Annotated in this window: 24 protein-coding genes; 15 read left to right on the top strand and 9 right to left on the bottom strand. The window is 66.8% G+C overall.

Annotated features, from left to right (window positions below; translation table 11 throughout):
• Positions 1-12: 12 nt before the first annotated feature.
• Complete coding sequence (locus tag J2X67_RS06395) at positions 13-633, bottom strand: ParA family protein (RefSeq protein WP_309951535.1); 621 nt, start codon at positions 631-633, stop codon at positions 13-15.
• A 92-nt stretch (positions 634-725) separates the two neighbouring features.
• Between J2X67_RS06395 and J2X67_RS06390 the strand changes: the two genes are divergently transcribed.
• The gene (locus J2X67_RS06390) at positions 726-1481 is read left to right on the top strand and encodes an NAD(P)H-dependent oxidoreductase (protein ID WP_309951533.1); all 756 of its coding nucleotides are present in this window, start codon (positions 726-728) and stop codon (positions 1479-1481) included.
• 2 nt (positions 1482-1483) lie between these two features.
• The gene (gene kefC, locus J2X67_RS06385) at positions 1484-3343 is read left to right on the top strand and encodes a glutathione-regulated potassium-efflux system protein KefC (protein ID WP_309951530.1); all 1860 of its coding nucleotides are present in this window, start codon (positions 1484-1486) and stop codon (positions 3341-3343) included.
• Positions 3344-3368: 25 nt separating this feature from the next.
• Here kefC and J2X67_RS06380 read toward each other — a convergent pair whose 3' ends face one another.
• Positions 3369-4235 carry an amidohydrolase family protein gene (locus tag J2X67_RS06380; protein WP_258502279.1) on the bottom strand — a complete coding sequence of 289 codons (867 nt, stop codon included), beginning with the start codon at positions 4233-4235 and terminating at the stop codon, positions 3369-3371.
• 104 nt (positions 4236-4339) lie between these two features.
• Here J2X67_RS06380 and J2X67_RS06375 point away from each other — a divergent pair, with 104 nt between their 5' ends.
• The 6 genes from J2X67_RS06375 to J2X67_RS06350 are packed head-to-tail and all read left to right on the top strand — an operon-like array spanning position 4340 to position 11092.
• Entirely contained in the window at positions 4340-5113 is a 774-nt protein-coding gene (locus J2X67_RS06375) for a crotonase/enoyl-CoA hydratase family protein (RefSeq protein WP_281148344.1), read from the top strand.
• Entirely contained in the window at positions 5110-6963 is a 1854-nt protein-coding gene (locus tag J2X67_RS06370; protein ID WP_309951525.1) for a feruloyl-CoA synthase, read from the top strand. The genes J2X67_RS06375 and J2X67_RS06370 overlap by 4 nt, the downstream gene beginning before the upstream one ends.
• Positions 6964-6985: 22 nt before the next feature.
• On the top strand, positions 6986-7750 hold the full coding sequence (locus J2X67_RS06365) for an SDR family NAD(P)-dependent oxidoreductase (RefSeq protein ID WP_309951521.1): 765 nt from the start codon (positions 6986-6988) through the stop codon (positions 7748-7750).
• 38 nt (positions 7751-7788) lie between these two features.
• The gene (locus J2X67_RS06360; RefSeq protein ID WP_309951518.1) at positions 7789-8778 is read left to right on the top strand and encodes a Bug family tripartite tricarboxylate transporter substrate binding protein; all 990 of its coding nucleotides are present in this window, start codon (positions 7789-7791) and stop codon (positions 8776-8778) included.
• A gap of 25 nt (positions 8779-8803) precedes the next feature.
• Positions 8804-10561, top strand: coding sequence for an acyl-CoA dehydrogenase family protein (locus J2X67_RS06355; RefSeq protein ID WP_309951515.1), 1758 nt, complete (start codon positions 8804-8806; stop codon positions 10559-10561).
• A gap of 39 nt (positions 10562-10600) precedes the next feature.
• Positions 10601-11092, top strand: a complete 492-nt coding sequence (locus tag J2X67_RS06350) for a MarR family transcriptional regulator (RefSeq protein ID WP_309951512.1) — start codon at positions 10601-10603, stop codon at positions 11090-11092.
• A gap of 30 nt (positions 11093-11122) precedes the next feature.
• Here the strand turns inward: J2X67_RS06350 and J2X67_RS06345 are convergent, their stop codons facing one another.
• Complete coding sequence (locus J2X67_RS06345; protein ID WP_309951509.1) at positions 11123-11785, bottom strand: TetR/AcrR family transcriptional regulator; 663 nt, start codon at positions 11783-11785, stop codon at positions 11123-11125.
• A 126-nt stretch (positions 11786-11911) separates the two neighbouring features.
• Here J2X67_RS06345 and J2X67_RS06340 point away from each other — a divergent pair, with 126 nt between their 5' ends.
• The 5 genes from J2X67_RS06340 (at position 11912) to J2X67_RS06320 (ending at position 15325) form a co-directional block, all read left to right on the top strand.
• A complete protein-coding gene (locus tag J2X67_RS06340; protein ID WP_309951507.1) occupies positions 11912-12346 on the top strand; it encodes a VOC family protein in 435 nt (144 codons plus the stop codon).
• A gap of 47 nt (positions 12347-12393) precedes the next feature.
• Positions 12394-12921 (top strand): SRPBCC family protein, encoded by a 528-nt coding sequence (locus J2X67_RS06335; RefSeq protein WP_309951505.1) that lies wholly within the window; start codon positions 12394-12396, stop codon positions 12919-12921.
• Positions 12922-12938: 17 nt separating this feature from the next.
• The gene (locus tag J2X67_RS06330; protein ID WP_309951503.1) at positions 12939-13358 is read left to right on the top strand and encodes a VOC family protein; all 420 of its coding nucleotides are present in this window, start codon (positions 12939-12941) and stop codon (positions 13356-13358) included.
• A gap of 40 nt (positions 13359-13398) precedes the next feature.
• Positions 13399-14901, top strand: a complete 1503-nt coding sequence (locus tag J2X67_RS06325) for a DHA2 family efflux MFS transporter permease subunit (protein ID WP_309951501.1) — start codon at positions 13399-13401, stop codon at positions 14899-14901.
• 64 nt (positions 14902-14965) lie between these two features.
• Entirely contained in the window at positions 14966-15325 is a 360-nt protein-coding gene (locus J2X67_RS06320; RefSeq protein ID WP_309951499.1) for a DUF1428 domain-containing protein, read from the top strand.
• Between the two features lie 15 nt (positions 15326-15340).
• Here J2X67_RS06320 and J2X67_RS06315 read toward each other — a convergent pair whose 3' ends face one another.
• Positions 15341-16099: a sulfite exporter TauE/SafE family protein gene (locus J2X67_RS06315; protein ID WP_309951497.1), complete on the bottom strand. Its 759-nt coding sequence runs from the start codon at positions 16097-16099 to the stop codon at positions 15341-15343.
• Positions 16100-16309: 210 nt separating this feature from the next.
• On the opposite strand from J2X67_RS06315, the gene J2X67_RS06310 reads away from it, so the two are divergent.
• Positions 16310-16783, top strand: coding sequence for a DoxX family protein (locus J2X67_RS06310; RefSeq protein ID WP_281148331.1), 474 nt, complete (start codon positions 16310-16312; stop codon positions 16781-16783).
• 17 nt (positions 16784-16800) lie between these two features.
• Here the strand turns inward: J2X67_RS06310 and J2X67_RS06305 are convergent, their stop codons facing one another.
• Positions 16801-17550, bottom strand: coding sequence for a Crp/Fnr family transcriptional regulator (locus J2X67_RS06305; RefSeq protein ID WP_309951494.1), 750 nt, complete (start codon positions 17548-17550; stop codon positions 16801-16803).
• A gap of 28 nt (positions 17551-17578) precedes the next feature.
• On the opposite strand from J2X67_RS06305, the gene J2X67_RS06300 reads away from it, so the two are divergent.
• Positions 17579-19240, top strand: coding sequence for an adenylate/guanylate cyclase domain-containing protein (locus J2X67_RS06300; protein ID WP_309951492.1), 1662 nt, complete (start codon positions 17579-17581; stop codon positions 19238-19240).
• Here the strand turns inward: J2X67_RS06300 and rtcA are convergent.
• The 4 genes from rtcA to J2X67_RS06280 are packed head-to-tail and all read right to left on the bottom strand — an operon-like array spanning position 19216 to position 22780.
• The gene (gene rtcA, locus J2X67_RS06295) at positions 19216-20268 is read right to left on the bottom strand and encodes an RNA 3'-terminal phosphate cyclase (RefSeq protein ID WP_309951817.1); all 1053 of its coding nucleotides are present in this window, start codon (positions 20266-20268) and stop codon (positions 19216-19218) included. The genes J2X67_RS06300 and rtcA overlap by 25 nt on opposite strands.
• Entirely contained in the window at positions 20265-21131 is an 867-nt protein-coding gene (locus tag J2X67_RS06290) for a nucleotidyltransferase domain-containing protein (RefSeq protein ID WP_309951491.1), read from the bottom strand. The genes rtcA and J2X67_RS06290 overlap by 4 nt, the downstream gene beginning before the upstream one ends.
• A 27-nt stretch (positions 21132-21158) precedes the next feature.
• The gene (locus J2X67_RS06285; RefSeq protein WP_309951489.1) at positions 21159-22130 is read right to left on the bottom strand and encodes a ribonuclease Z; all 972 of its coding nucleotides are present in this window, start codon (positions 22128-22130) and stop codon (positions 21159-21161) included.
• A complete protein-coding gene (locus J2X67_RS06280; protein WP_309951488.1) occupies positions 22127-22780 on the bottom strand; it encodes a zinc-ribbon domain containing protein in 654 nt (217 codons plus the stop codon). The genes J2X67_RS06285 and J2X67_RS06280 overlap by 4 nt, the downstream gene beginning before the upstream one ends.
• Between the last annotated feature and the right edge of the window lie 10 nt (positions 22781-22790).

Raw genomic sequence — 22790 nt, 5'->3', positions numbered from 1 at the left:
CAGCCAAAACCCTCAGCCTTCCAGCCACTCGCAGATCGGTTGCCACTGCGCCAGGTCGCGCTGCACGCGTCCTGGCGCAATGTCGAACAACGTGAGCCCGCGCGCCGCAAGCTGAACGTAGTTCTGCGTGTCGCGCAGCTCGCCCAGCACCGGCACGCCCAGGCTTGCGATGAACTCGTTCAACCGGTCGGCAGCAAGGGTGCGGGCGTTCACACGCATGCCCACGAGGCTGATCTTTGTTTTTTCGGCACGGCGCTGCTCCATCAGCCGGTCGAGAAAATCGCGCGTCGCGTAGATGTCGAAGATGCTCGGCTGCAGCGGCACGATGACCCGGTCGGCCAGCGCCAGCACTTCCTTGAAGCGCCACCCGTGCAGGCCGGCCGGCGTGTCGAGCACCGCATGCGTGGTTCCGCGCGGCGGCCGCACCACGGCGCTGTCGCCAGTGGCCTCCCAGGTGGAGATGGGCCTCGCCTGCGGCGGCCGCAGGCCGAGCCAAAGGCGCGACGATTGCTGGCGGTCCACGTCGCCGAGCATCACGGCATGGCCGCGGCTCGCAAAGTAGCCCGCAATGTTCGTCGCGAGCGTCGACTTGCCTACGCCACCCTTGGGATTGGCGACCAGAACCACCGGCATGAGCATCTCCTCCAGAGCTGGAACACCCCGCATCGTAGCGACACGAGGCATGCCCGGCCCGGCAGGAGCCGATCTTGAGCTATGTTCGCGGCATGACCACAACAACATCCGCCGACAGCGCCAACGCCGATTCCGGCGGCATCTATGTGCTTGCGGCCCACCCGCACTGGCGCGATTCCCGCGTCAACCGCCGGCTGCTGGCCGCCGCCCGTTCGGTGCCCGGCGTCGAGGTGAACGACCTCTATGGCAGCTACCCCGACTTTTCCATCGACATCGAGGCCGAGCAGGCGCGGCTTGCCAAGGCCAGCCTCGTGGTGCTGCTGCACCCGATCCAGTGGTATTCGATGCCCGCGCTGCAAAAGCTCTGGGTGGACGATGTGCTCGGCTACGGCTGGGCATATGGCCCCGGCGGCACGGCCTTGCAGGGCAAGGACTTGTGGCTGGCTGTCACCACGGGCAGCCCCGAGCAGAGCTACCACCCGCAAAGCTACCACCGCTATTTTTTCGACGCCTTCCTGCCGCCGTACGAGCAGACCGCCGCCCTTTGCGGCATGCGCTTCTTGCCGCCGCTGGTCTTTCACGGCGCGCGCAGCGCCAGCGAGGCCGACGTGGACGCGCACGTTGATGTGTTCGCGCAGCGGCTCGGCAGCTACCCCGAGTGGCCCGAACTCGAAGAGCTCGATGCCTGCATCGCATGCCCGGTGCCCGAGGCCGACCGCCCCGCCGAGCATGACGAAGCCGGCGCAGGCGCTTCCGGAGCCTTCCAGTCCGCCATGGCCCATGGATTGGCTTCCATCTCCGCTGCCAACGAAGAAGCCCAGAACAACAACAAGAAAGGCACGGCCTGACCATGGAGCACGCACCCGCTTGGCTGACCAGCAGCCTTATTTATCTGAGCGCCGCCGTTCTGGTGGTGCCGCTCTCCAAAGCGTTGGGCCTCGGGTCCATCATTGGCTATCTCGTGGCCGGCATCGCCATCGGCCCCTGGGGGCTGGGGCTCGTCTCCAGCGTGGAAGACGTGCTGCATTTCGCCGAATTCGGCGTGGTGCTGATGCTGTTTCTGGTGGGCCTCGAGCTTGAGCCCAAGCGCCTGTGGAACCTGCGCAGGCCGATCTTCGGATGGGGCGCGGCGCAAGTGCTGAGTTGCGCCGCGGTGCTGTTTGCCGTGGGCTGGGCTGCAGGTGCCGAATGGCGCGTGGCGCTGGTGGCGGCGCTCGGCCTGGCGCTCTCGTCCACCGCCATTGCGCTGCAGGTGTTCGGCGAGCGCAACCTGCTCAAGACGCCGAGCGGCCAGGCCGGCTTTTCGATCCTGCTGTTCCAGGACGTGGCGGCCATTCCAATCCTCGCGCTGCTGCCCCTCCTGGCTGGCGCCACGGCGGCTGAACAGTCGCTCAGCGGGCTGGACCGCGCCCTCGAGGCGCTCAAGATCGTCGGAGTGATCGCCGGCATCATCCTGGGCGGCCGGCTTGCCCTGCGCCCGGTGCTGCGCTGGATTGCCCGCAGCGATACGCCCGAGATCTTTACCGCCGCAGCGCTGCTGCTGGTGGTGGCCATCGCAGCCCTGATGCAGTTCGTCGGCCTTTCGATGGCGCTCGGCGCCTTTCTTGCCGGCGTGCTGCTGGCCGAAAGCGAATACCGGCGCGAGCTCGAAACCGACATCGAGCCGTTCAAGGGCCTGCTGCTGGGCCTCTTCTTCATTGCCGTGGGCATGTCGATCAACTTCGGCGTGCTCATTGCGAGCCCCTGGCTCATGGCCGTTCTGGTTGTCGGTTTCATGGCCGTCAAGCTGGTGGTGATCTACGCACTGGCAAAGGCCATGGGCATTGCCTACCAGGAGCGCCCCGTGTTCACGCTGCTGCTGGCGCAGGGCGGCGAGTTTGCGTTCGTGGTGTTCCAGGCCGCGGGGCCCGACGTGCTGCCGCCTGAAATCACCTCGCTCCTGATTGGTGCGGTGGCGCTGTCGATGCTGCTGTCGCCGCTCTTGCTGGTGCTGCTCGACAAGTTCGTGCTGCCCCGCTACAGCCGCAACAACGGCACGCAACTGGAAGAAATTTCAGAGCAGCAGGACGCCAAGGTGCTGATCTGCGGCTTTGGCCGCTACGGCCAGATCGTCGGCCGCATGCTGATGTCGCAGGGCCTGCGCGTCACGGTGCTCGACCATGACGCCGACACCGTCGAAGGCCTGCGGCAGTTCGGCTTTCGCGTGTTCTATGGCGACGCAACGCGGCTCGACCTGCTGCGCACCGCCGGCGCCGGTACGGCCAAGGCCATTGTGGTGGCGGTGGACGACATCGAGCAGTCGCTCAATATCGTCGACCTGGTGAAAGAGCACTTTCCCCAGGCGCGCATCATTGCGCGGGCCCGCAACGTGACTCACCTCTTCCAGCTGCGCGATCGCGGCGTGAACGACGTCGAGCGAGAGGTGTTCGAGTCGTCGCTGCGCAGCGCCCGCACCACGCTGGAGGCGCTGGGTTGGCCCGCGCACGAGGCGCGCGAAACCGCCATGCGGTTCCGCCGCCGGAACATCTTGCTCAGCGATGAGATCTATCCGCACTACAAGGACCGCGCCAAGCTCATCGCGGCCAACAAGGCGGGCCGCCAGCAGTTCGAAGAGCAGATGGCGCGCGAACGCGAGGAACGGCAACGCCGCTCGGGCCGCGACTGGGACCGGCTCGAAGAAAAAGAAGAGGCAGAAGAGGCGGACGGCTGAGCCCGCCCCGAGGGCTGGCCCGTGGTCAGCCTTCCAGCTTCAATAGCCGCACCGCGTTGCCCTTCAGGATGCCGGGCATCACCTCAGGCTTGAAGCCGGCCGTCTCGAAGTCCTTCATCCAGCGGTCGGGCGTGATCAGCGGATAGTCGCTGCCGAACAGGATGCGGTCTTTCAGCAGCGTGTTGGCGTATTGCACCAGCTGCTTCGGAAAGTACTTGGGGCTCCAGCCCGACAGGTCGATCCACACGTTGGGCTTGTGCGTGGCCACGCTCAGCGCCTCGTCCTGCCACGGAAAGCTGGGGTGCGCCATCACGATCTGCATGTCCGGAAAGTCGATGGCCACGTCGTCCAGGTGCATCGGGTTGCTGTACTCCAGCCTGAGGCCGCCGCCGCAGCGCATGCCCGAGCCAATGCCGCTGTGGCCCGTGTGGAAGATGGCCGGCAGGTTGTACTCGGCAATCACCTCGTAGATGGGCCAGGCCATCTTGTCGTACGGGTGGTAGCCCTGCACCGTCGGGTGAAACTTGAAGCCCTTCACGCCGTGCTCCTCGATGAGCCGCCGCGCCTCGCGCGCGCCCATCTTTCCCTTGTGCGGATCGATGCTGGCAAAGGCAATCATGATGTCGCTGTTCTTTTGCGCGGCCTCGGCAATTTCCTCGTTCGGAATGCGCCGGCGGCCCATGTTCGACTCGGCGTCGACCATGAACATCACCAGGCCGATCTTTCTTTCACGGTAGTACGCCACGCTCTCGGCAATGGTCGGCCGCCCGCTCGAGCCGAAGTACTTGTCCGCGGCGCGGTCGTATTCCTCGCCGTAGTTGTCGAACGGGTTCCAGCAGCTCACTTCGGCGTGGGTGTGGATGTCGATCGCGATGAGGTTCTTGTGGTCCATCTCGTTGTCTCCAGTACGGGTAAGTCCCTAGGATTTGGGGCGCTCAAGTGCCTTGAATTGATTATTTATCATAACCATAATCCAACTCACACACCAATGCAATCATGACCAATCCCGACCTCCAACTCGACATTCGCGACGAAGTCGCCATCGTTCGCCTGACGCGCGGCGCCAAACGCAATGCCCTTTCGGACGGCCTGGTCCTCGCGTTGCGCAACACCTTCGAGACCCTGCCCTCCACGGTACGCGCCGCGGTGCTCGACGGCGAAGGCCCGCACTTCTGCGCCGGCCTGGACCTGAGCGAACTGAAAGAACGCGACGCGGGCCAGGGCATGCAGCATTCGCGCATGTGGCATGCCGCGCTCGACCTCATCCAGCACGGCCCGGTGCCAGTGGTTGCCGCGCTGCACGGCGCGGTGGTGGGCGGCGGGCTGGAGCTGGCCAGCGCCTGCCACATTCGCGTGGCCGACCGCTCCACCTTCTACGCGCTGCCCGAAGGCTCGCGCGGCATCTTCGTGGGCGGCGGCGGCTCGGTGCGCATTCCCAAGCTCATCGGCGTCGCCCGCATGACCGACATGATGATGACCGGCCGCGTCTACAACGCGGAAGACGGCGAGCGCGCCAACTTTGCGCAGTACCTGGTCGACGAAGGCGCAGCCTTCGACAAGGCCTTCGAGCTCGCCAAACGCATTGCCACCAACGCGCCGCTTACCAACTACGCGCTCATGCATGCGCTGCCGCGCATTGCCGAGCAATCGGCCGACCACGGCTTCTTTACCGAGGCACTGATGTCCGGCATCGTGCAGAACGCGCCCGAGGCCAAGGAGCGCGTGCGCGATTTCCTCGAAGGCCGCGGCGCGAAGGTGAGCAAGGGATGACCACGATCCGATACCGTCCGCTGGCGTTCGGCGTTACCCGCGCAGTGTTGCGCGACGGCGCGCCGGGCACGCAATACCTGCGGGCCGAAACAGAGCTCGGCCCCTACCGCGACCGCATGACCGACCGCCTGGCGCACTGGGCCGAAGCCGCGCCCGAGCGCACCTTCATCGCCCGCCGGGAACGGCTGGCCGATGGCAGCACCGGCGACTGGCAGCGCGTGAGCTACGCCGAGGCGCTGCAAAAGGCGCGCGGCATCGGCCAGGCCCTGCTCGACCGCGGCCTGAGCCCGGAACGGCCGGTCGCAATCCTCAGCGAGAACAGTATCGAACATGCACTGCTGGCCCTGGGCTGCCTTTATGCCGGCGTGCCGTATTGCCCCGTGTCGCCGCCCTATTCGCTGGTGAGCCAGGACTTCGAAAAGCTGCGCCACGTGCTGGAGACGCTCACGCCCGGCCTCGTGTTTGCCGCCGACGCCGCGCGCTATTCACGCGCCATCCAGGCTGTGGTGCTGGCCGGCACCGAGGTAGTCCTTGCCGAAGGCCAGCTCGAAGGCCGCGCCACCACCAGCCTGGACGCCCTCGCCGCCACGCCTGCAACGCCGGCCATCGACGCCGCAATGCGCGCCACCGGGCCCGACACCATCACCAAGTTTCTTTTCACCTCGGGCTCTACCAAGATGCCCAAGGCGGTGATCAATACGCACCGCATGTGGTGCGCCAACCAGCAGCAGCTGCGCCAGTCGATTCCCGCGCTGGGCGAAGAACCGCCGGTGCTGGTCGACTGGCTGCCGTGGAACCACACCTTCGGCGGCAACCACAACGTGGGCATCGTGCTGGACAACGGCGGCACGCTCTACATCGACGACGGCAAGCCCACGCCAACAGGCATGGCCGAGACGCTGCGCAACCTGCGCGAGATTGCGCCCACCATCTATTTCAACGTGCCGACCGGCTTCGAGGCGATTGCGCACGCCATGGAAACCGATGCGGTGCTGCGCCGCAACCTGTTGTCGCGCGTGAAGATGTTCTTCTATTCGGGCGCGGCGCTGGCGCAGCCCATCTGGGACAGCCTGCACCGCACGCAAGAGGCCGAAGTGGGCGAGCGCATCGTGATGGGCACGGGCCTGGGCATGACCGAGTCGGGCCCGTTCGCGCTGTATGTCACCGGTCCCGAGGTCAAGTCGGGCGACATCGGCCTGCCCGCCGCGGGCATCGAACTGAAGCTGATCGAGGTCGACGGCAAGACCGAGGTGCGCTACCGCGGCCCCAACATCACGCCCGGCTACTGGCGCGCGCCCGAGGCCACGGCAGAGGCGCTCGACGAAGAAGGCTTCTTCTGCACCGGCGACGCCGTGAAGTGGATCGACGAAAGCAACATTCACCGCGGCCTGCGCTTCGACGGCCGCATTGCCGAAGATTTCAAGCTCGCCACCGGCACCTTCGTGAGCGTGGGCCCGCTGCGCGCAAAGGTCATAGCGGCTGGCGCGCCCTATGTGCAAGACGCGGTGCTGACCGGCATCAACCTGAAGGAAGTCGGCGCGCTGATCTTCCCGACGCAGAAGGTGCGCCAGCTTGCAGGCCTGCCCGAAGACGCAACCATGCAGCAGGTGCTCGAAAGCGCCCCCGTGCAAGCGCACTTCCAGCAGGTGGCGAATGAACTGGCGGCCATGGGCACCGGCAGCGCCAACCGCATCGCGCGGCTGCACCTGATGGCCGAGCCTCCCTCCATCGACAAGGGCGAAGTGACGGACAAGGGCTCCATCAACCAGCGGGCCGTGCTCAAGCACCGCGCCGACCTCGTCGAGGCCTTGCACACCGACACCCTGCCCTTCACGCTGAAGCCCCGCTGAACCACATCCAGGAGACAACACCATGAAGATCGAAGGACAAGCAGCACTCGTCACCGGCGGCGCATCGGGCCTGGGCGAGGCCACCGCGCGCGAACTCTCGCGCCTGGGTGCCAAGGTGGCCGTTCTCGACCGCAACGCAGAGCTCGCCGAAAAAGTGGCCGCAGAGATCGGCGGCGTGGCGTGCGTTTGCGACATCACCGACACCGACAGCGTGAACGCCGCGCTCGACAAGGCCGCCGCGGCGCACGGCCCTGCGCGCATCCTCATGAACGTGGCCGGCATCGGCAGCGCCAAGCGCATCGTCGGCAAGGACGGCAACCCCGCGCCGCTCGAAGACTTTGTGCGCGTGGTCCACATCAACCTGATCGGCGGCTACAACATGGCGCGCCTGTTTGCGGCACGCTGCGCCAAGCTCGAGGCGCTCGACAACGGCGAAAAGGGCGTGATGCTCTTCACCGCTTCGGTTGCGGCCTTCGATGGCCAGGTGGGCCAGCAGGCCTACAGCGCATCGAAGGGCGGCCTGGTCGGCATGACGCTGCCGATGGCGCGCGACCTGGCGCAACACGCCATTCGCGTGTGCACCGTGGCGCCCGGCCTCTTTGCCACGCCGCTCTTGATGGAACTGCCCGAAGCCGTGCAGCAATCGCTTGCGGCATCGATTCCGTTTCCGCCGCGCCTGGGCAAGCCTTCGGAATTTGCCGAGCTGGCCTGCCACATCGTGACCAACGGGCATTTGAACGGCGAAGTGATTCGCCTCGACGGCGCCTTGCGCATGGCGCCGCGCTGATTTCGATTCCAGCACCCTAGAAAACCGGAGACAAGACCATGACCAACCGACGTCAGTTCGTGAAGGTGCTCGGCGGCGCAGCCGCATTCGGCGCCCTGCATCCGCTTGCCGCACTCGCCCAGGCGGTGCAGCAGGCAAAGATCTACTACGGCTTTCCGGCCGGCAGCGCTGGCGACAGCGTGGCGCGCCGCGTGGCCGAAAAACTCGGCGACACGCCTTTCTCCAAGATCAACGCAGTGGTCGAGAACAAGCCGGGGGCCGGCGGGCGCATTGCGCTCGAAACGCTCAAGACTTCGGTGGCCGACGGCTCGGTGCTGTGCCTGGCGCAGGCCTCCGCACTGTCGACCTACCCGCACATCTATACCAAGCTGAGCTACGGCCTTGCCGATTTCGCGCCCGTTTCCATCGGCGCCGTCATGACCCACGGCCTGGCGGTCGGACCGATGGTGCCGGCCAGCGTGAAAACGCTGAAAGACTACATCGCCTGGGCCAAGGCCAACCCCGGCCAGGCCAGCTACGGCTCGCCGGGCGCGGGCTCCACGCCGCACTTTCTGGGCGCGCTGCTCGGCCTGAACAGCGGCACCGACCTGCGCCACATACCTTACCGCGGTTCCCTGCCGGCCATCAACGACGTGGTGGGCGGACAGATCGCATCGAGCATGACGCCGGTGGGCGACTACCTGCCCTTTGCCAAGGCCGGCAAGCTGCGCGTGCTGGCCACCTCGGGCGCGCAGCGCGCCGCCTACCTGCCCGATGTGCCCACCTTCACCGAGCAGGGATTTCCGGAGATCGTGGCTGACGAATGGTTCGGCTTTTTCGCACCCGCCAAGACCCCGGCCAGCGTCGTCGCCACGGCAAGCACCGCAATCCAGGCTGCCCTCAAAGACAAGACAGTGGCCGAGGGCCTGCTGTCGGTGGGCCTCGTCGCCCACGGCTCCTCGCCCGAGGACATGAAGAAATCGCTCCAGTCCGAATACGAACGCTGGGGCCCGCTGGTCAAGAAGATCGGCTTCACCGCCGAGTCCTGATCCTCTTCCTGTTGCCGATACCTCGATGGATTACCGCCCCCGCCCCGAAGACAGCCGATTCATCCTGAACGCCGTGCTCGACGCGCCCTTGCGGCTCGGCGCGCTCGCGCCCTTTGCCGAAGCCGACGAGGCGCTGCAGGCGCAGGTGCTGGAAGAAGCGGCCCGCTTCGTGGCTGAGGCGGTCGCGCCATCGAACCGCGGCGGAGACGAGATCGGCTGCCGCTTCAGCCAGGGCGAAGTCACCACGCCGCCGGGCTTCCGCGAGGCCTACCGGGCGCTGGTCGATGGCGGCTGGCCCAGCCTGTCCGCGGCGCCTGAAGACGGCGGCCAGGGTTTGCCCACCGTGCTCGAAGCCGTTCTCTACGAATGGCTGAGCGCAGCAAACCACGGGTTCACCATGGCGCCAGGCCTGCTGCACGGCGCCTACGCCTGCCTCAAGCATCACGGCAGCGACGAACTGCGCGCGCTCTACCTCCCGAAGATCGCAAGCGGCGAATGGCTCGCCACCATGTGCCTGACCGAAGCCCACGCAGGCAGCGACCTGGGCCAGGTGCGCACGCGCGCCGTGCCGCAGGCCGACGGCAGCTTGCGGGTGAGCGGCGGCAAGATCTTCATTTCAGGCGGCGAGCACGACCTCACGCCGAACATCGTGCACCTGGTGCTGTGCCGATTGCCCGATGCGCCTGCAGGGCCCAAGGGCCTGTCGCTGGTGCTGGTGCCCAAGCAGCTGCAAGACGGCACGCGCAACGCGGTGCACTGCGAACGCATCGAAGAAAAAATGGGCCTGCACGGCAGCCCGACCTGCGTCATGCGCTTCGACGAAGCCACGGGCTGGCTGGTCGGCGAACCGGGCCGCGGCCTGGCCGCGATGTTCGTCATGATGAACGCGGCGCGCATGCATGTGGCGCTGCAGGGCATCGGCCTGCTCGATGCCGCCTGGCAGAAGGCCGACGCCTACGCCGCGGAGCGCCGCCAGATGCGCGCGCCCGGCACAGTGCCCGCAAGCCGAGGCAGCGAAGCCGCCGACCTGATTGCCGAGCATCCCGCCATCCGGCGCATCCTGGATACGCAACGCGCGTGGGTCGAAGCCGGGCGCACGCTCGCCTACCGCACAGCGCTCATGCTCGACGTGGCCACGCACGACGCCGACGCCAAGACGCGCGACCGCGCGCAGCGCTGGTGCTCGCTGGTCACCCCGGTGCTGAAAGCCGCCTGCACGCAGCAGGCTTTTCATGGCGCAAGCGAATGCCTGCAGGTGTTCGGCGGCCACGGCTATGTGCGCGAATGGGGCATCGAGCAGATCGTGCGCGATGCACGCGTCACCATGATCTACGAGGGCACCAACGAGATCCAGGCCATCGACCTGCTGGTGCGCAAGGTGCTGCCCGACGCCGGCGCCGCCATGTCGGCCGTGCTGCTCGAACTGCGCGACACGCTCGATGCCTCGCGCGAAGCCGATGCCGATGTGCAGCGGCGGCTCGCGCAGTTGCGCTACCTGGGCACCACCATTGCCATGGCCGCGCATGCAAACCCGGTGCTGCCCTACGAAGTGGCCGACGACTACCTGCGCGTGGTGATGCTCACCCTGATGGCCTGGGCCTGGGCGCGCATCGATGCGGCCGATGCATCGGAGGCGGAGCGCGCCGCCAGGGCCGGCCCCGCGGCGGCATTCCGGCGCTGGGTGCTGCCCGAGTTCGAAATGCGGCTGGGCATCGTCAAGCGCGCCTGCGAAGGTGTTGCCATGTCGCACGACGCTGCAAAAACTCCGGCTGCATCAAGCTGACGTAAGCCCTGCGTGCCGGGCGCGGGTTACGCTCGGGCCATGCCTCGTCCATCCAAAAACAGTTCCGCCAAGGCAGAGCCCGCAACGCCGGGCAACGGCAAGTCCGACCGGCTCGATGCCCGCATGCTCGAAGCCCTGGTCGGCTACAACGCGCGCCGGGCCTGGCTGATCATCAGCGGCGTATTCGCCGAACGCATGGCGCCGTACGGCCTCAAGCAGATCGATTTTTCGGTGCTCTCGCTGCTGGCGCACAACCCGGGCGCCACTTCGCGCCAGCTGTGCAACGCGCTCGACATTCTTCCGCCCAACCTGGTGAGCCTGGTGGCCACGCTGGACAGCCGCGGGCTCATCGAGCGCAAGCCGCATCCGCACGACGGCCGCGCCGTGGGCCTGCACCTCACCGAGGCGGGCGACAAGCTGATTCGCGAAGCCGAGCAGACGGTAATGCAGCTCGAGGCCGACGCCAGCGCACGGCTCACCGTGCGTGAGCGCGAAACGCTGATTCGGCTGCTGCAGAAAATCTACCTGTAGCTGCAGCGGCCGGCCTCGCCGGGCTGCCGGCTAGATACCGCGCTCCACCATGTCGATGAGCCGCTGCCCAAGTGCGTGGGCAGCTTCGGCATCGATGCCTTTCAGCGGCCCTTCAATGATCAGCAGTGCCAGCCCATGCACCGCCGACCAGGCCAGGTATTCGGCATTCGGCCGGCGTGAGGCATCGAGCGCCCCCGCTTCCACAAGCCGGTCGATCGCGGCGCCCAGCAGCTGGAAGGGCCCCATCCCGCTGGCCCCTGCGCTCGCCGGGCCCACTTCGCCTTCGGCATCTTCCGACGACACCACGAAAGCCGTGCGAAACAGCCCCGGCTCGGCCTGCGCAAAACGCAGGTAGCCGGTGCCGATGGCCCGCACCTGCGCCCGCGCAAAGTCGATGGGCGGCTGCTCGCGAGGCAGCACCGCCAGTTCTTTTTCCATGGCCTTGGCCGCCGCCGAGAGCGCGGCTGCACGCACGGCCAGCAGCAGCTCCCGCCGGCTTGCGAAGTGCCGGTAGGCCGCGTTGGGCACCACGCCCGCACGTCGCGTCACTTCGCGAAGCGCCACCGCATCGGGCCCGCCGTCCCGGGCCAGTTCGATGCCCGCCTCGAGCAGTGCGCGCCGCAAGTCGCCGTGCCGGTAGGTGCTGCGGGCAGCGGGCGAAACGGGGCCTGGCGGAATGACGGGGGGGCTCATCGGAATCTCCATGTGGACAGTGTCCATTATGTCTGCTATTCTTTGTGGACGGTGTACACAAACTAAGTATTCCGTATTCGCGCAGGTCTTCTGCGCACCCATTCACCCTCAGTCCAAGGAACCGCCATGAAAGTCCAGTCTTACCTGTCATTCGAAGGCCGTTGCGACGAAGCAATCGCGTTCTACAAGAAGGCGCTGGGCGCCGAGGTCGTGCAGCTCATGCGCTACAGCGACGCGCCCGAAATGCCGGCGGGCGAAGCCGAGGCAGGTTGCCCCGGCGCCACGCCAGGTGCCGACAAGGTGATGCACGCCGTCGTGCGTATCGGCGAAACCGAGCTGATGGCATCCGACGGGCGGTGTTCCGGCCAACCGGAGTTCAAGGGCATCATGCTCGCCCTTTCCGCTTCCACCGACGCCGAGGCGCGCCAATGGTTCGATGCGCTGGCCGACGGCGGGCAGGTGATGCAGCCGCTGACGCCGACCTTCTTCAGCTCCAGCTTCGGCATGCTCACCGACCGCTTCGGCATCGGCTGGCTGCTGGTGGTGCACGCCGGCCAGTAAACAACTACCGCGGCGGAGCCTCCCGACCCCGCACCAGGAACATCTTCATGCTCAAGAAAATTGCCCTCGTCATCCTCGCGCTGGTCGCGATCGTGCTCATCTACGCCGCGACCCGGCCCGACGCCTTCCGGGTCGAACGCACGGCGCGCATCGCCGCGCCGGCCGAGAAGATCTTTCCGCTGATCAACGACTTTCACCGCTGGGGCGAATGGTCGCCCTACGAGAAGCTGGACCCGGGCATGAAGCGCACCTTTGGCGGCGCACCCGCCGGCAAGGGCGCAACCTACGCGTGGGAGGGCAACGACAAGGCGGGCGCGGGCCGCATGGAAATCGTCGAGTCGGCGCCCTCCTCGAAGATCGCGATCAAGCTCGATTTCACCAAGCCCTTCGAAGCCCGCAACATGGCCGAGTTCACGCTGCAGCCGCAGGACGGCGCAACACGGGTGACCTGGGCCATGCACGGCCCGAGTCCCTATATCGCCAAGGTCATGGGCATTTTCTTCAACATGGACCAGATGATCGGCAAGGACTTCGAGACCGGCCTTGCCAACCTGAAGACGGCCTCTGAAAAATAACCCCGAAAGGAAACACCATGTCTCCCATCCACGCTTACCTCACGTTCGACGGCAATGCGGCCGAAGCCATGCGCTTCTACGAGAAGACACTCGGCGGCACCATGCAGATGATGATGACCGTCGGCGAAGCGCCCGGCACCGAGCAGATGCCCGCAGATGCCAAGAAGCGAATCATGCATGCCTCCCTTGCCTACGGCGACGGCATGCTCATGGCTTCCGACACCATGCCCGGCCAGACCTACGAAGGCATGAAGGGATTCGGCGTTGCGCTGACCCTCGACACCGTCGCCGAAGCGCGCCGCGTGTTCGACACCTTCGCCGAGGGCGGCACTGTCTCGATGCCCTTCGAGAAAACCTTCTGGGTCGAGGGCTTCGGCATGGTGACCGACCGCTTCGGCACGCCGTGGCTCATCAACGGCGGCAAGCCGCTGGTCTGAACCCACCCCACTCGCAACCTGCTGCAGGGAATCACTCTCCATGACCGACACACTCGACAACAACCGGAAGCGCTGGCTTGCATTGATGGTGCTGTGCCTTGGCGTGCTGATGATCGTGCTCGACACCACGATCGTGAACGTGGCGCTGCCTTCCATTCGTACCGACCTGGGCTTTACCGAAACCTCGTTGGTCTGGGTGGTGAATGCCTACATGCTCACCTTCGGCGGCTTCCTGCTGCTGGGCGGGCGGCTCGGCGACCTGTACGGCCATCGCAGGCTCTTCCTCATCGGCCTTGTGCTGTTCACGCTCGCATCGCTCGCCTGCGGCCTTGCCAACTCGCAGGCCCTGCTGGTGGCGGCGCGCGCGGTGCAGGGCCTCGGCGGCGCGGTGGTCTCGGCCGTTTCGCTCTCGCTCATCATGAACCTGTTCACCGAACCGGCGGACCGCGCCAAGGCCATGGGCGTGTACGGCTTCGTTTGCGCAGGTGGCGGCAGCATCGGCGTGCTGCTGGGCGGGCTGCTCACGAGTTCGCTGAGCTGGCACTGGATCTTCCTGGTGAACCTGCCGATCGGCGTGGCGGTGTATGCGCTGTGCGTGGCGCTGTTGCCCAACGCTCGCGGCCAGGCGCACGGTGAAAAGCTCGACGTGGCCGGCGCAGTCACCGTCACGCTGTCGCTCATGCTCGCGGTCTACGGCGTGGTCAACGGCAACGAAGCCGGCTGGGGCTCCACGCAAACGCTCGGCCTGCTCGGCGCTGCAGTGGTGCTGCTCGCCATCTTCATCGCCATCGAGGCGCGCGTGCAGCATCCGCTCATGCCGCTGGGCCTCTTTCGCCTGCGCAGCGTGTCAGTCGCCAACGTGGTGGGGGTGCTATGGGCTGCGGCCATGTTCGCGTGGTTCTTCATCTCCGCACTCTACATGCAGCTGGTGCTCAACTACACGCCGATGCAGATCGGCCTTGCCTTCCTGCCGGCCAACATCATCATGGCGGTGTTCTCGCTCGGCCTCTCGGCCAAGCTGGTCATGCGCTTCGGCATCCGCAAGCCGCTTGCGGCCGGGCTCTGGCTCGCGGCCATCGGACTTGCGCTCTTTGCGCGCGCGCCCGTCAACGGCAGTTTTGTGGTCGACGTGCTGCCCGGAATGATGCTGCTCGGCCTGGGCGCCGGCATGGCCTTCAACCCTGTGCTGCTCGCAGCCATGAGCGAGGTCGACCCCGCCGATTCGGGCCTTGCCTCGGGCGTGGTCAACACCGCCTTCATGATGGGCGGTGCATTGGGCCTGGCCGTGCTGGCCAGCGCGGCCGCGGCGCGCACCGGCTCGATGCAAGCAGCCGGGGCGCAGTTGCCCCTTGCGCTCACAGGCGGCTACAACCTTGCGTTTCTTGTCGGCGCCGTGTTTGCGGCGCTGGCGGGTTTGATCGGCGCGTTGCTGCTTCGCACTGCACCACCGGGGCCTGCCCAGAACGACAACAACAGCAACAACCGAAACAACGAAGGGGCCGCGGCATCCGCAAGCACGGCAAACCGTGCGGCGGCGTCATGAGGGCGCGCCAGTCCGGCGGCCCACGTTTCTTCTCTTCTTTCCGTTTCTTTCAAGGAGACTTTCAATGGCTCGCTATGTCGATGGTTTTCTCGTTCCCGTTCCCTCGAACAACGTCGAGGCGTACCGCAAGCTGGCGCGCAAGGCCGGCAAGATCTGGATGGAATACGGCGCGCTCGAATACGTGGAGTGCATTGCCGACGATGTGAAGCCCGGCAAGCTCACCTCGTTTCCGCAAAGCGTGAAGCAGAAGACGGACGAAACGGTCGCGTTCTCGTGGATCGTCTACAAGTCGCGCAAGCACCGCGACGCGGTCAACGCCAAGGTCATGGCCGACCCGCGCATTGCCGCAATGGACCCGAAGACCATGCCCTTCGATGCAAAGCGGATGATCTTCGGCGGGTTCAAGAGCATCGTCGAGTTCTGACCCTGCCGCCCGGGCTCAGGCAAGAAAACCGTCGTAGACAAGCTTGAGCCCCGTCAGCAGCATGCCCAGGTACAGAAAGCGGTAGAACCACGTGGCACTGATGCGCCGCGCAATGCGAATGCCAACCCATACGCCCAGCGGCGCAAGCGGCATCAGCACCGCCGACGTGGCCAGCGTGCGCAAATCGATAAGGCCGAGCCACGCATACGGCACCCATTTGCTCAGGTTCACCACAAAGAAAAAGTAGGCCATCGTCGCCGTGAACACCACCGGCTTGAGCCGCAACGGAATCACGTAGGCATTGATCGGCGGCCCGCCCGCATGGGCAATGAAGCTCGTGAAGCCCGACACCGCGGTAAGTGCCGCACCCGCCACACGCGAGGGCAGCGGATCGTCCGGCTTGGGCGGAAACACCAGGCGCTGGGCAAGAAACAGCAGGGTGAACACGCCGACGATGCCCGCCACCGTGGGGGCGGAAAGCGTTCGAAACAGCAGCGTGCCGATGACCGTGCCCAGCAGCCCGAACGGAACAAGAAACTTAAGCAGCGCCCGGTCGAAGTCGCGCCGGAAGGCAGCTATTCCCAGCAAGTCCATCAAGAGCAGCAGCGGCATCAGGATGGCCGCAGCCTGCGGCACCGTGACCGCGAGCGCCATCAGCGGCACCGCGAGAGAACCGAAGCCGGCGCCGAACCCGCTCTTGCTGATGCCGAGCAGAAGCACCGCCGGAATGGCAACCGCATAAAAATGCGGATCGGTAATGACAGGAAAGAACATGGAGTGGGCGGCGCAGAAAAAAGCCCGCCGTGTTGGCGGGCGGTGCAAGCGTAGCAGGACGGCGCCCGGCCTGCAGCCCCTTCAGGCACCTCAGGTTCCTTCGGGAAAGTGTGCGTAAACGCACAGCCGCGCCCGCCGTGGCTGCGCACACTGGAACCGCAACCGTCGCATTCCGCGCCGGCATACAACTTTCTTCCTCAAGGATCTGCCATGAACACCCAGGCCGTAGCCGCCGATTCCGCGCGTGCGCCGATCGCATCTTCGCTCGCCTCTCCCTCTCCCGCCACGCTGGACGATTCCGGCAAGCTGCTGCTGCGCGTAGCCATTGGCGTGCTGGTGCTGCTGCACGGCATTTTCAAGATTTCGGCCGGCGTGGGCTTCGTGAGTGCCATGCTGGTGAAGGCCGGCCTGCCGGGCGGGCTGGCCTACCTGGTGTACGTGGGCGAGATCGTGGCGCCGGTGCTCATGATTGCCGGCTTCTGGACCCGCGCCGCCGCAGGCGTGGTCGTCATCAACATGCTTGCGGCCTTTGGCCTGGTGCACATGGCCGACCTGTTCGCACTGACCAAGCAGGGTGGCTGGGCGCTTGAACTGCAAGGCCTCTACCTGTTTGGCGCACTCGCGGTGGTGCTGCTGGGTGCGGGCCGCTTCAGCCTGGGCGGTTTGCGCGGCCGCTGGAACTGATCCGGCCAGCCGCCGGCTCAGCCCGCATCGCCGCGCACTTGCGCCACCATGCGCTCGAGCCGGGCTGCGTCGGCCACCACCAGGGCCTTACCGTCCTTGCGCAGCACGCCGCCGCGCACCAGCACATTGAGCTCGCGCGTTACCTGCTCGCGGTTGGTGCTGATCTGGCTGGCCAGGGCCGCATGCCTGGGGGCGGGGTCCAGCCGCGACTGGTTGTTCTCCACGCCCGCGGTTCGCGCCAGCCGCAGCAGCTCGGCATGAAGGCGGTTTTGCACACCCAGCGTGCTCAGGTCGATCACGCGCTCCGACAGCTGCCGCACCAGTGAAGCAAGCCGCTGCATCACGCGCTCGGCCACCCGCGGCTCCTCGCGCAGCAGGGCCATGAAGGAGAGCCGGTCGAGGCTGGCGAGCACGCTGGCTTCCAGCGTGACCACATCGGCGGAACGCGGCCCGCCGTCGATGGCGGCAATATCGCCAAAGTGTTCGCCGGCTTCCGAATCCCTGAAAGTGACCTGCCGGCCATTGGCCGAATAGGTGGTCACGCGCACCCGGCCCGAGACCAGCAGGAACACGTCGCCCTGCTGCTCGGCACGCAGCAACAGCGGCTTGCCGGCCTCCACGCTGTGCCACAGGCACTGCTGCGCGAGCAGGTCCAGGCGCTTGTCGGAAAGACCCTCGAGCAGCGCGATGCGGCGCAGCGCAAGGCTGGAGCGAAGGGTGGTTGAAGGAGTGGTCGGGGCCATGCCGGGTGAGAGGGGCGCGCGCATTATGCTCGGGAGCCCTTCGAACCCGTTCATGGACAGACGTTCCCCCCAAGCCCCTTCTTTGTCGATTCCGCCCAGCCGGCGGAATCTGCGCTGGGCGAGCGGGCTGGTGCTGATGGCCTATGTGACGGCGCATCTGCTGAACCATTCGCTCGGCATCGTTTCCTTTGCCGCGGCCGAGACGGCGCTGCGCGGCGTGCAGGTGTTCTGGCACAGCCTGCCGGGCACGCTGCTGCTGTACAGCGCCGCCGCCGCGCACCTGGCGCTTGCAGTGGCCGCACTCTGGGAGCGCCGCACCCTGCGCATGCCTCCGCTGGAGGGCCTCCGCATCGTGCTGGGCTTTGCGCTGCCGCTGCTGATGGCGGCCCACCTCACGGCCATGCGCGGCGCCTACCAGGCCTACGGCATCGAGGGTTCGTATGCGCGCGTGGTGTGGGGGCTGTGGAGCCTGCCGGGCGCCGCTGCACAGCTGACGATGATGCTCGCCGCATGGACGCACGGCTGCCTGGGCATGCACTTTGCGCTGAGGGCGCGGCCGGGCTACCGGCGCTTCTCCCATCTGCTGCTGGCCTTCGCGGTCGTGCTGCCGCTCACTGCCGCAATGGGCTTCGTCTCGATGGGGCGGGAGTTCCAGTGGACCGGCGTGCCGCCTGCGGCCGTGCCAACTGCGGCCCAGGGCCGCGCGCTGGACGCCGCAGAGAGCGGCATCAAGCTCTTCTACGCACTCGGGCTGGCCTGCCTGCTCGTCGCCTTCGGAATGCGCAACCGGCTCGCACGCCGGTCGCCCGGCTTATCGGTGGCGCTGCGCTACCCCGGCCGGACGGTGCAAGTGCCGCGCGGCTGGAGCGTGCTCGAAGCAAGCCGCTCGCACGGCATCGACCATCTTTCGGTGTGCGGCGGCCGGGCGCGCTGCTCGACCTGCCGCGTGCGCGTGCGCGGCGCCGCTGAACATATCGGCGAGCCGGGCCGCGACGAGCAGCGAACGCTCGACCGTGTGCGCGCGCCCGGCGACGTGCGGCTGGCCTGCCAGCTGCGGCCGCGTGGCGACATCGAGGTTACGCCGCTGTTTGCGCCGCCGCCCAACGGAGGCCGCCCCGCGCCGGTGAGCAGCTTCGGGCGCGAGCGCGACGTGGCCATTCTGTTCGTGGACCTCCGGCGCTGGTCCGGCTTGTCGGAGCGGCAATGGCCGTTCGATCTTGCATACGTGCTCGACCGCTACTTTGCAACGGTGGGCGCGGCCGTTCGAGAAAGCGGCGGCGTGCCCAACCAGTTCATCGGCGACAGCGTGATGGCGATCTTCGGGCTCGAAACCGACCTGCCCACTGCATGCCGGCAGGCGCTGCGCGCGACCGAGCTCATCGGCGAGCGCATGGATGCGTGGAGCGAAGGCTTCGAGGCCCAGTTCGGCCAGCGGCTGGACTTTGGCATGGGCCTGCACGCAGGCCGCGCCGCAGTGGGCGAAGTTGGCTACCTGGACACGACCACCTTCACCGCAATAGGCGAAGTGGTCAACACCGCAAGCCGGCTTCAGGACCACTCGAAGGCAGCGGCATCGCGGCTCGTGGTTTCGCTGTATGCGGCGCAGCAGGCCGGCCTTGCGCACGCCGCGGGGCAGGTCGACACACTGGTGGTGCGTGGGCGGTCGGAGCCGCTGTCGGTCATCTGCTCTCAGCCCGCGGCAACGCCCCTGTAGTTGGCAAACACGGTGGCCGCGCCAGCGGCTTCTTCGATGGCATAGCGCACCGGCAGAAAGCGCTCGATCACCGCGCAGTTGGTTCGCGTGTGCTCCGTTACCTCGCTGCAGGTGAAGGCGGCCGCACCGCCGCTTTGCCATGTCGCCAGGCCCAGCAGCAGCGCCAACTGGTCGGCCAGGTGCGGCCCCACGGCCGCCTGGCTCTTCTGGAAGTCGCGCAGTTCGCGTACCAGCGCATGCGCCACCTGCTCCGCGCTCAGCGTCTTTTCGCCGAAGGCCGTGAAAACCTCGGTCACATGCTCGTAGGCCAGCGTGGCGAGCAGCGCGTTGCCCGGCCCTTCGTTCTGCCGCGCCGTACCCACGCGCAGCTGATCGCCCGACCAGCCCATGGCCTTGCCCAGCGTTTCCAGTTCGCGCGCGGCAATGTGCCGTGCGAGCCCCGGCGCCAGGCACTCGGCGTGGCCCGACAGCAATGCGCCGCGCTCGACCAGGTCGAAGGGCTTCAGCCCGTCGGCCGACGGAACGATGGTCGCGTCGACCTCGCCGCCACCGGCCGGATAGAAGCCGCAGCGGCGCAGCGCCAGTTGAAAGTCCGCACCCAGGCGGCGCACCAGTGGTGCAAAGGCTCGCTCCAGGAAGTGAAAAGGCGGCGCCATCGGGTTGTGCGTGCCGCCGCGCAGTTGCACGCGGCTTGGCCCGGCGGCCAGCAACAGCGGCGGCAGCACCGTTTGCAGCACCAGCATGCAGCTGCCCGCGCTGGCAATCGTGAAGCTGTAGTCGCCCGCGCGCACCGGCCCAGGCACGAACCGCAGCGACTGCGATCCGAGCTCGGCCCCTTCGACCTGCGCGCCGCTGATTTCGGCCGCCGCGTTGACGCAGGCGAGATGCTGCCGCATGAGCCCCGGCTTGGCGCGGCCCGCACGAATCTTCTCGATGGCGACGGGCTGGCCCGTTGCCACGGAGAGCGCGAGGCTGGTGCGCAGGATCTGGCCGCCGCCCTCGCCCTGAGAGCCGTCGAGTTCGATCATGCGCATGCGCGGCCTCCATCTTTCCCGGCAGCCGCGGCTGCGTCGAAACGCAGCACGGTCTCGCAAAGAAACGCGTCGAGCCCGGTGCCATCGGCCTGCGGCAGCGGCGTAACAGGCTCGGCCGCGTTGGCGGCCAGTTCGCTTTCGATGAACGCGTGAATGCCCGGCCAGCGTGGGCTGGTCGCGGCTTCTCCGGCGCGCATCTTCACTTCGAGCAGCGCGTTGATTTCTTCGACCAGCGCGGCATCGCGCACGGGGTCGAGCGTTTTCTGCGCCAGGTCGGCAAAGCGCATCGGCGGCACGCCGCGTTGCGTGCGAATCCATCGCGCGGCCAGCAGCGGGCGCAGCACGTAGAGGTATTTCTTGTAGCGCACCTCGTCCGCCTGCAGGTGCTCGCGGAAATTTTTCTTTGCCATCGACGTGTAGTGATGCCAGCCGCGCGCGTTGGAAAACACCGCCTCGGAGAGCGCACGAAAACGCGGCATGGCCGCTTCGTCTTCGCGGTACACCACCGGCGAGCGCAGCCATTCGAGCAGCGTGGGGTTCGACTCGCGCATGAGCCCCAGCGCCTTGCGCAGGTCCCATCCATTCACATCGAGGTCGCCGCTGATCGGCAGTTCGATCACGTCGCGCCGCGGCGTGACGGTGAGATACCACGGTAGGCGGTTCACGTAGATGAAGCGCACGTCGTAGTCGCTGTCGGGCGAGGCAAAGCCCCAGCCGCGACTGCCCGATTCGCATGCGAACAGTACCGCCACGTCATGGCGTGCTTCGATGTCGCGCAGGGCGTCCATGACCTGCGCGCGCATGGCGGGATCGATGGGGTGCGCCGAGCGCAGGAATTCTTTTTCTTTGTTGCTCATGAAAACTTCTTCTTGTCGCCGGCTCTTTCATTCATCCGGTCGGGCACGGGTGACAGCCAGCTTGCCAGTGCTGTCGAGTTCAAAAATATCCAGGTCGTTGGCCAGGAACGCGTTGCCTTTGTAATGGGCCCGGGTTTCCGCCATCAGAGCGGCCATGCCTTCGTTGTTCTGGTGGCGCGGGCTCAGGTGCGTCAGCACCAGGTTCGGCACTTCGGCAGATTGCGCAAACTCGGCCAGGAGACGCGCCGAACTGTGCATGGGGCCGGGCCCCACCTTGTCGAGCGCCTCTTGCGTGTAGGTGGCCTCGTGCACCAGCAGCTGCGCCCCCTGGCAAGCGGCGCGCAGCAGACCGGGCTCGGCGTTGTCTCCCCCAAGCACCGCGCTTGCCGTGTCGACTTGCGTCTCCGCAAAATCTGCGCTGCGAAGCACCGCTCCGTCGAAGGGCACATCCTCCCCGTTCTGCAGCGCGCGCCATGCGGGGCCGGGCGGCAGGCCGGCGGCTCGCAAGGCCTCGGCCTTCAGCCGCACGCGCCGGGTTTCGACCTGCACGCGGTAAGCATGGCTGGGCACACGGTGCCGCAACACGTGGCGCTCGATGCGAAGACCCGGGCCTTCGTACACCAGGGCCTTTGCGTCGAGATCCACATGCTCCACCTCGTAAGGCAGATGCAGGTCCGTCAACCGGCGCGTGGCTTCGAACCACTGCCACACCGGCAGCGGCGCAATCAGCTTCAGCGGCCTGGCGCGCTTACCCATGCCGGCGCTCGCGAGCAGGCCCGGCAGCCCGTAGCAATGGTCGCCGTGCACGTGCGTGATGCAGACAGCCGCCATGTCGTGCATGGACAGCCGCGTCTGCTGCAGCCGGTGCTGCGTGCCCTCGCCGCAATCGACAAGGAACCAGTCGGGGCCGAGCACGGTCTGCACCGCCAAGCCGGAGACGTTGCGCTCGCGCGTGGGCACACCAGAGGACGTGCCCAGGAAGGTGAGCTTCAACATCATTGCCGTGGCTCCGCCAGACGGCGAAGCGCCTTGGCTGCAGCGTCCGCAGCTTCACGCTCCCAAACACGATGGTTCTGCCCGCTTGGGCGCGCGGCCACCAGAGCCTCCAGTTGCGCAATCTGTTCGGCGCCGCCCCACTGTCCCATGACGTCGATGGCGACCACGCGCAGGCTGCGCCACTTGCTTTGCAGGGCAGCCTCCACTTGCGCGAGCGCTTCAGCAGTGGGCTTTTGCATGGCGAGCGCACGCAGCCGGCCTACCTCCTCGCCCAACAGGTTGGCGCCTTCGTTCCGAAGCGCCGCATCGCGCAGGGCGCGACGGGCCTGTCGGCATGCGCGGCATCGAACCGCCTGGCTATACACCGAGCCTTGCGCCACTTCGTGCCACCACTTCTGCTGCTTCGCCGTCCACACTTCCTCGGCGCCGCAATCGCGGCAGGTAAACGCCTGGTCGAGATAGAAATCCGGCACCTCGCCAAAGGTGGTGTTGTAGTGCGCAAGCCGCGACTTGTCGGCCATGACCATGCCAGGCACGAGGCCGCCCGCCGCGAGTTGACGGGCGTCCTGTGTGCGCAGTTGTGCCTTCAGCGCGGCTGCGCGCTGGAGGCGGTGCGCCTTGATTTCGGCGCGGCGTTGCTTGTTGCTTTTCATTGTTCGTTAC

Source organism: Variovorax sp. 3319 (genome assembly GCF_031456585.1).
In the GTDB taxonomy this organism is placed as follows: domain Bacteria; phylum Pseudomonadota; class Gammaproteobacteria; order Burkholderiales; family Burkholderiaceae_C; genus Variovorax; species Variovorax paradoxus_P.
Note: the sequence above shows the minus strand (reverse complement) of the source record. Positions and strands in the feature narration are given on the sequence as shown.

Bases quoted from the DNA above. Each gene is read 5' to 3' on its own strand.
- J2X67_RS06395 (WP_309951535.1), bottom strand. From the start codon at position 633: ATGCCGGTGGTTCTGGTCGCCAATCCCAAGGGTGGCGTAGGCAAGTCG.
- J2X67_RS06390 (WP_309951533.1), top strand. From the start codon at position 726: ATGACCACAACAACATCCGCCGACAGCGCCAACGCCGATTCCGGCGGC.
- kefC (WP_309951530.1), top strand. From the start codon at position 1,484: ATGGAGCACGCACCCGCTTGGCTGACCAGCAGCCTTATTTATCTGAGC.
- J2X67_RS06380 (WP_258502279.1), bottom strand. From the start codon at position 4,235: ATGGACCACAAGAACCTCATCGCGATCGACATCCACACCCACGCCGAA.
- J2X67_RS06375 (WP_281148344.1), top strand. From the start codon at position 4,340: ATGACCAATCCCGACCTCCAACTCGACATTCGCGACGAAGTCGCCATC.
- J2X67_RS06370 (WP_309951525.1), top strand. From the start codon at position 5,110: ATGACCACGATCCGATACCGTCCGCTGGCGTTCGGCGTTACCCGCGCA.
- J2X67_RS06365 (WP_309951521.1), top strand. From the start codon at position 6,986: ATGAAGATCGAAGGACAAGCAGCACTCGTCACCGGCGGCGCATCGGGC.
- J2X67_RS06360 (WP_309951518.1), top strand. From the start codon at position 7,789: ATGACCAACCGACGTCAGTTCGTGAAGGTGCTCGGCGGCGCAGCCGCA.
- J2X67_RS06355 (WP_309951515.1), top strand. From the start codon at position 8,804: ATGGATTACCGCCCCCGCCCCGAAGACAGCCGATTCATCCTGAACGCC.
- J2X67_RS06350 (WP_309951512.1), top strand. From the start codon at position 10,601: ATGCCTCGTCCATCCAAAAACAGTTCCGCCAAGGCAGAGCCCGCAACG.
- J2X67_RS06345 (WP_309951509.1), bottom strand. From the start codon at position 11,785: ATGAGCCCCCCCGTCATTCCGCCAGGCCCCGTTTCGCCCGCTGCCCGC.
- J2X67_RS06340 (WP_309951507.1), top strand. From the start codon at position 11,912: ATGAAAGTCCAGTCTTACCTGTCATTCGAAGGCCGTTGCGACGAAGCA.
- J2X67_RS06335 (WP_309951505.1), top strand. From the start codon at position 12,394: ATGCTCAAGAAAATTGCCCTCGTCATCCTCGCGCTGGTCGCGATCGTG.
- J2X67_RS06330 (WP_309951503.1), top strand. From the start codon at position 12,939: ATGTCTCCCATCCACGCTTACCTCACGTTCGACGGCAATGCGGCCGAA.
- J2X67_RS06325 (WP_309951501.1), top strand. From the start codon at position 13,399: ATGACCGACACACTCGACAACAACCGGAAGCGCTGGCTTGCATTGATG.
- J2X67_RS06320 (WP_309951499.1), top strand. From the start codon at position 14,966: ATGGCTCGCTATGTCGATGGTTTTCTCGTTCCCGTTCCCTCGAACAAC.
- J2X67_RS06315 (WP_309951497.1), bottom strand. From the start codon at position 16,099: ATGTTCTTTCCTGTCATTACCGATCCGCATTTTTATGCGGTTGCCATT.
- J2X67_RS06310 (WP_281148331.1), top strand. From the start codon at position 16,310: ATGAACACCCAGGCCGTAGCCGCCGATTCCGCGCGTGCGCCGATCGCA.
- J2X67_RS06305 (WP_309951494.1), bottom strand. From the start codon at position 17,550: ATGCGCGCGCCCCTCTCACCCGGCATGGCCCCGACCACTCCTTCAACC.
- J2X67_RS06300 (WP_309951492.1), top strand. From the start codon at position 17,579: ATGGACAGACGTTCCCCCCAAGCCCCTTCTTTGTCGATTCCGCCCAGC.
- rtcA (WP_309951817.1), bottom strand. From the start codon at position 20,268: ATGATCGAACTCGACGGCTCTCAGGGCGAGGGCGGCGGCCAGATCCTG.
- J2X67_RS06290 (WP_309951491.1), bottom strand. From the start codon at position 21,131: ATGAGCAACAAAGAAAAAGAATTCCTGCGCTCGGCGCACCCCATCGAT.
- J2X67_RS06285 (WP_309951489.1), bottom strand. From the start codon at position 22,130: ATGATGTTGAAGCTCACCTTCCTGGGCACGTCCTCTGGTGTGCCCACG.
- J2X67_RS06280 (WP_309951488.1), bottom strand. From the start codon at position 22,780: ATGAAAAGCAACAAGCAACGCCGCGCCGAAATCAAGGCGCACCGCCTC.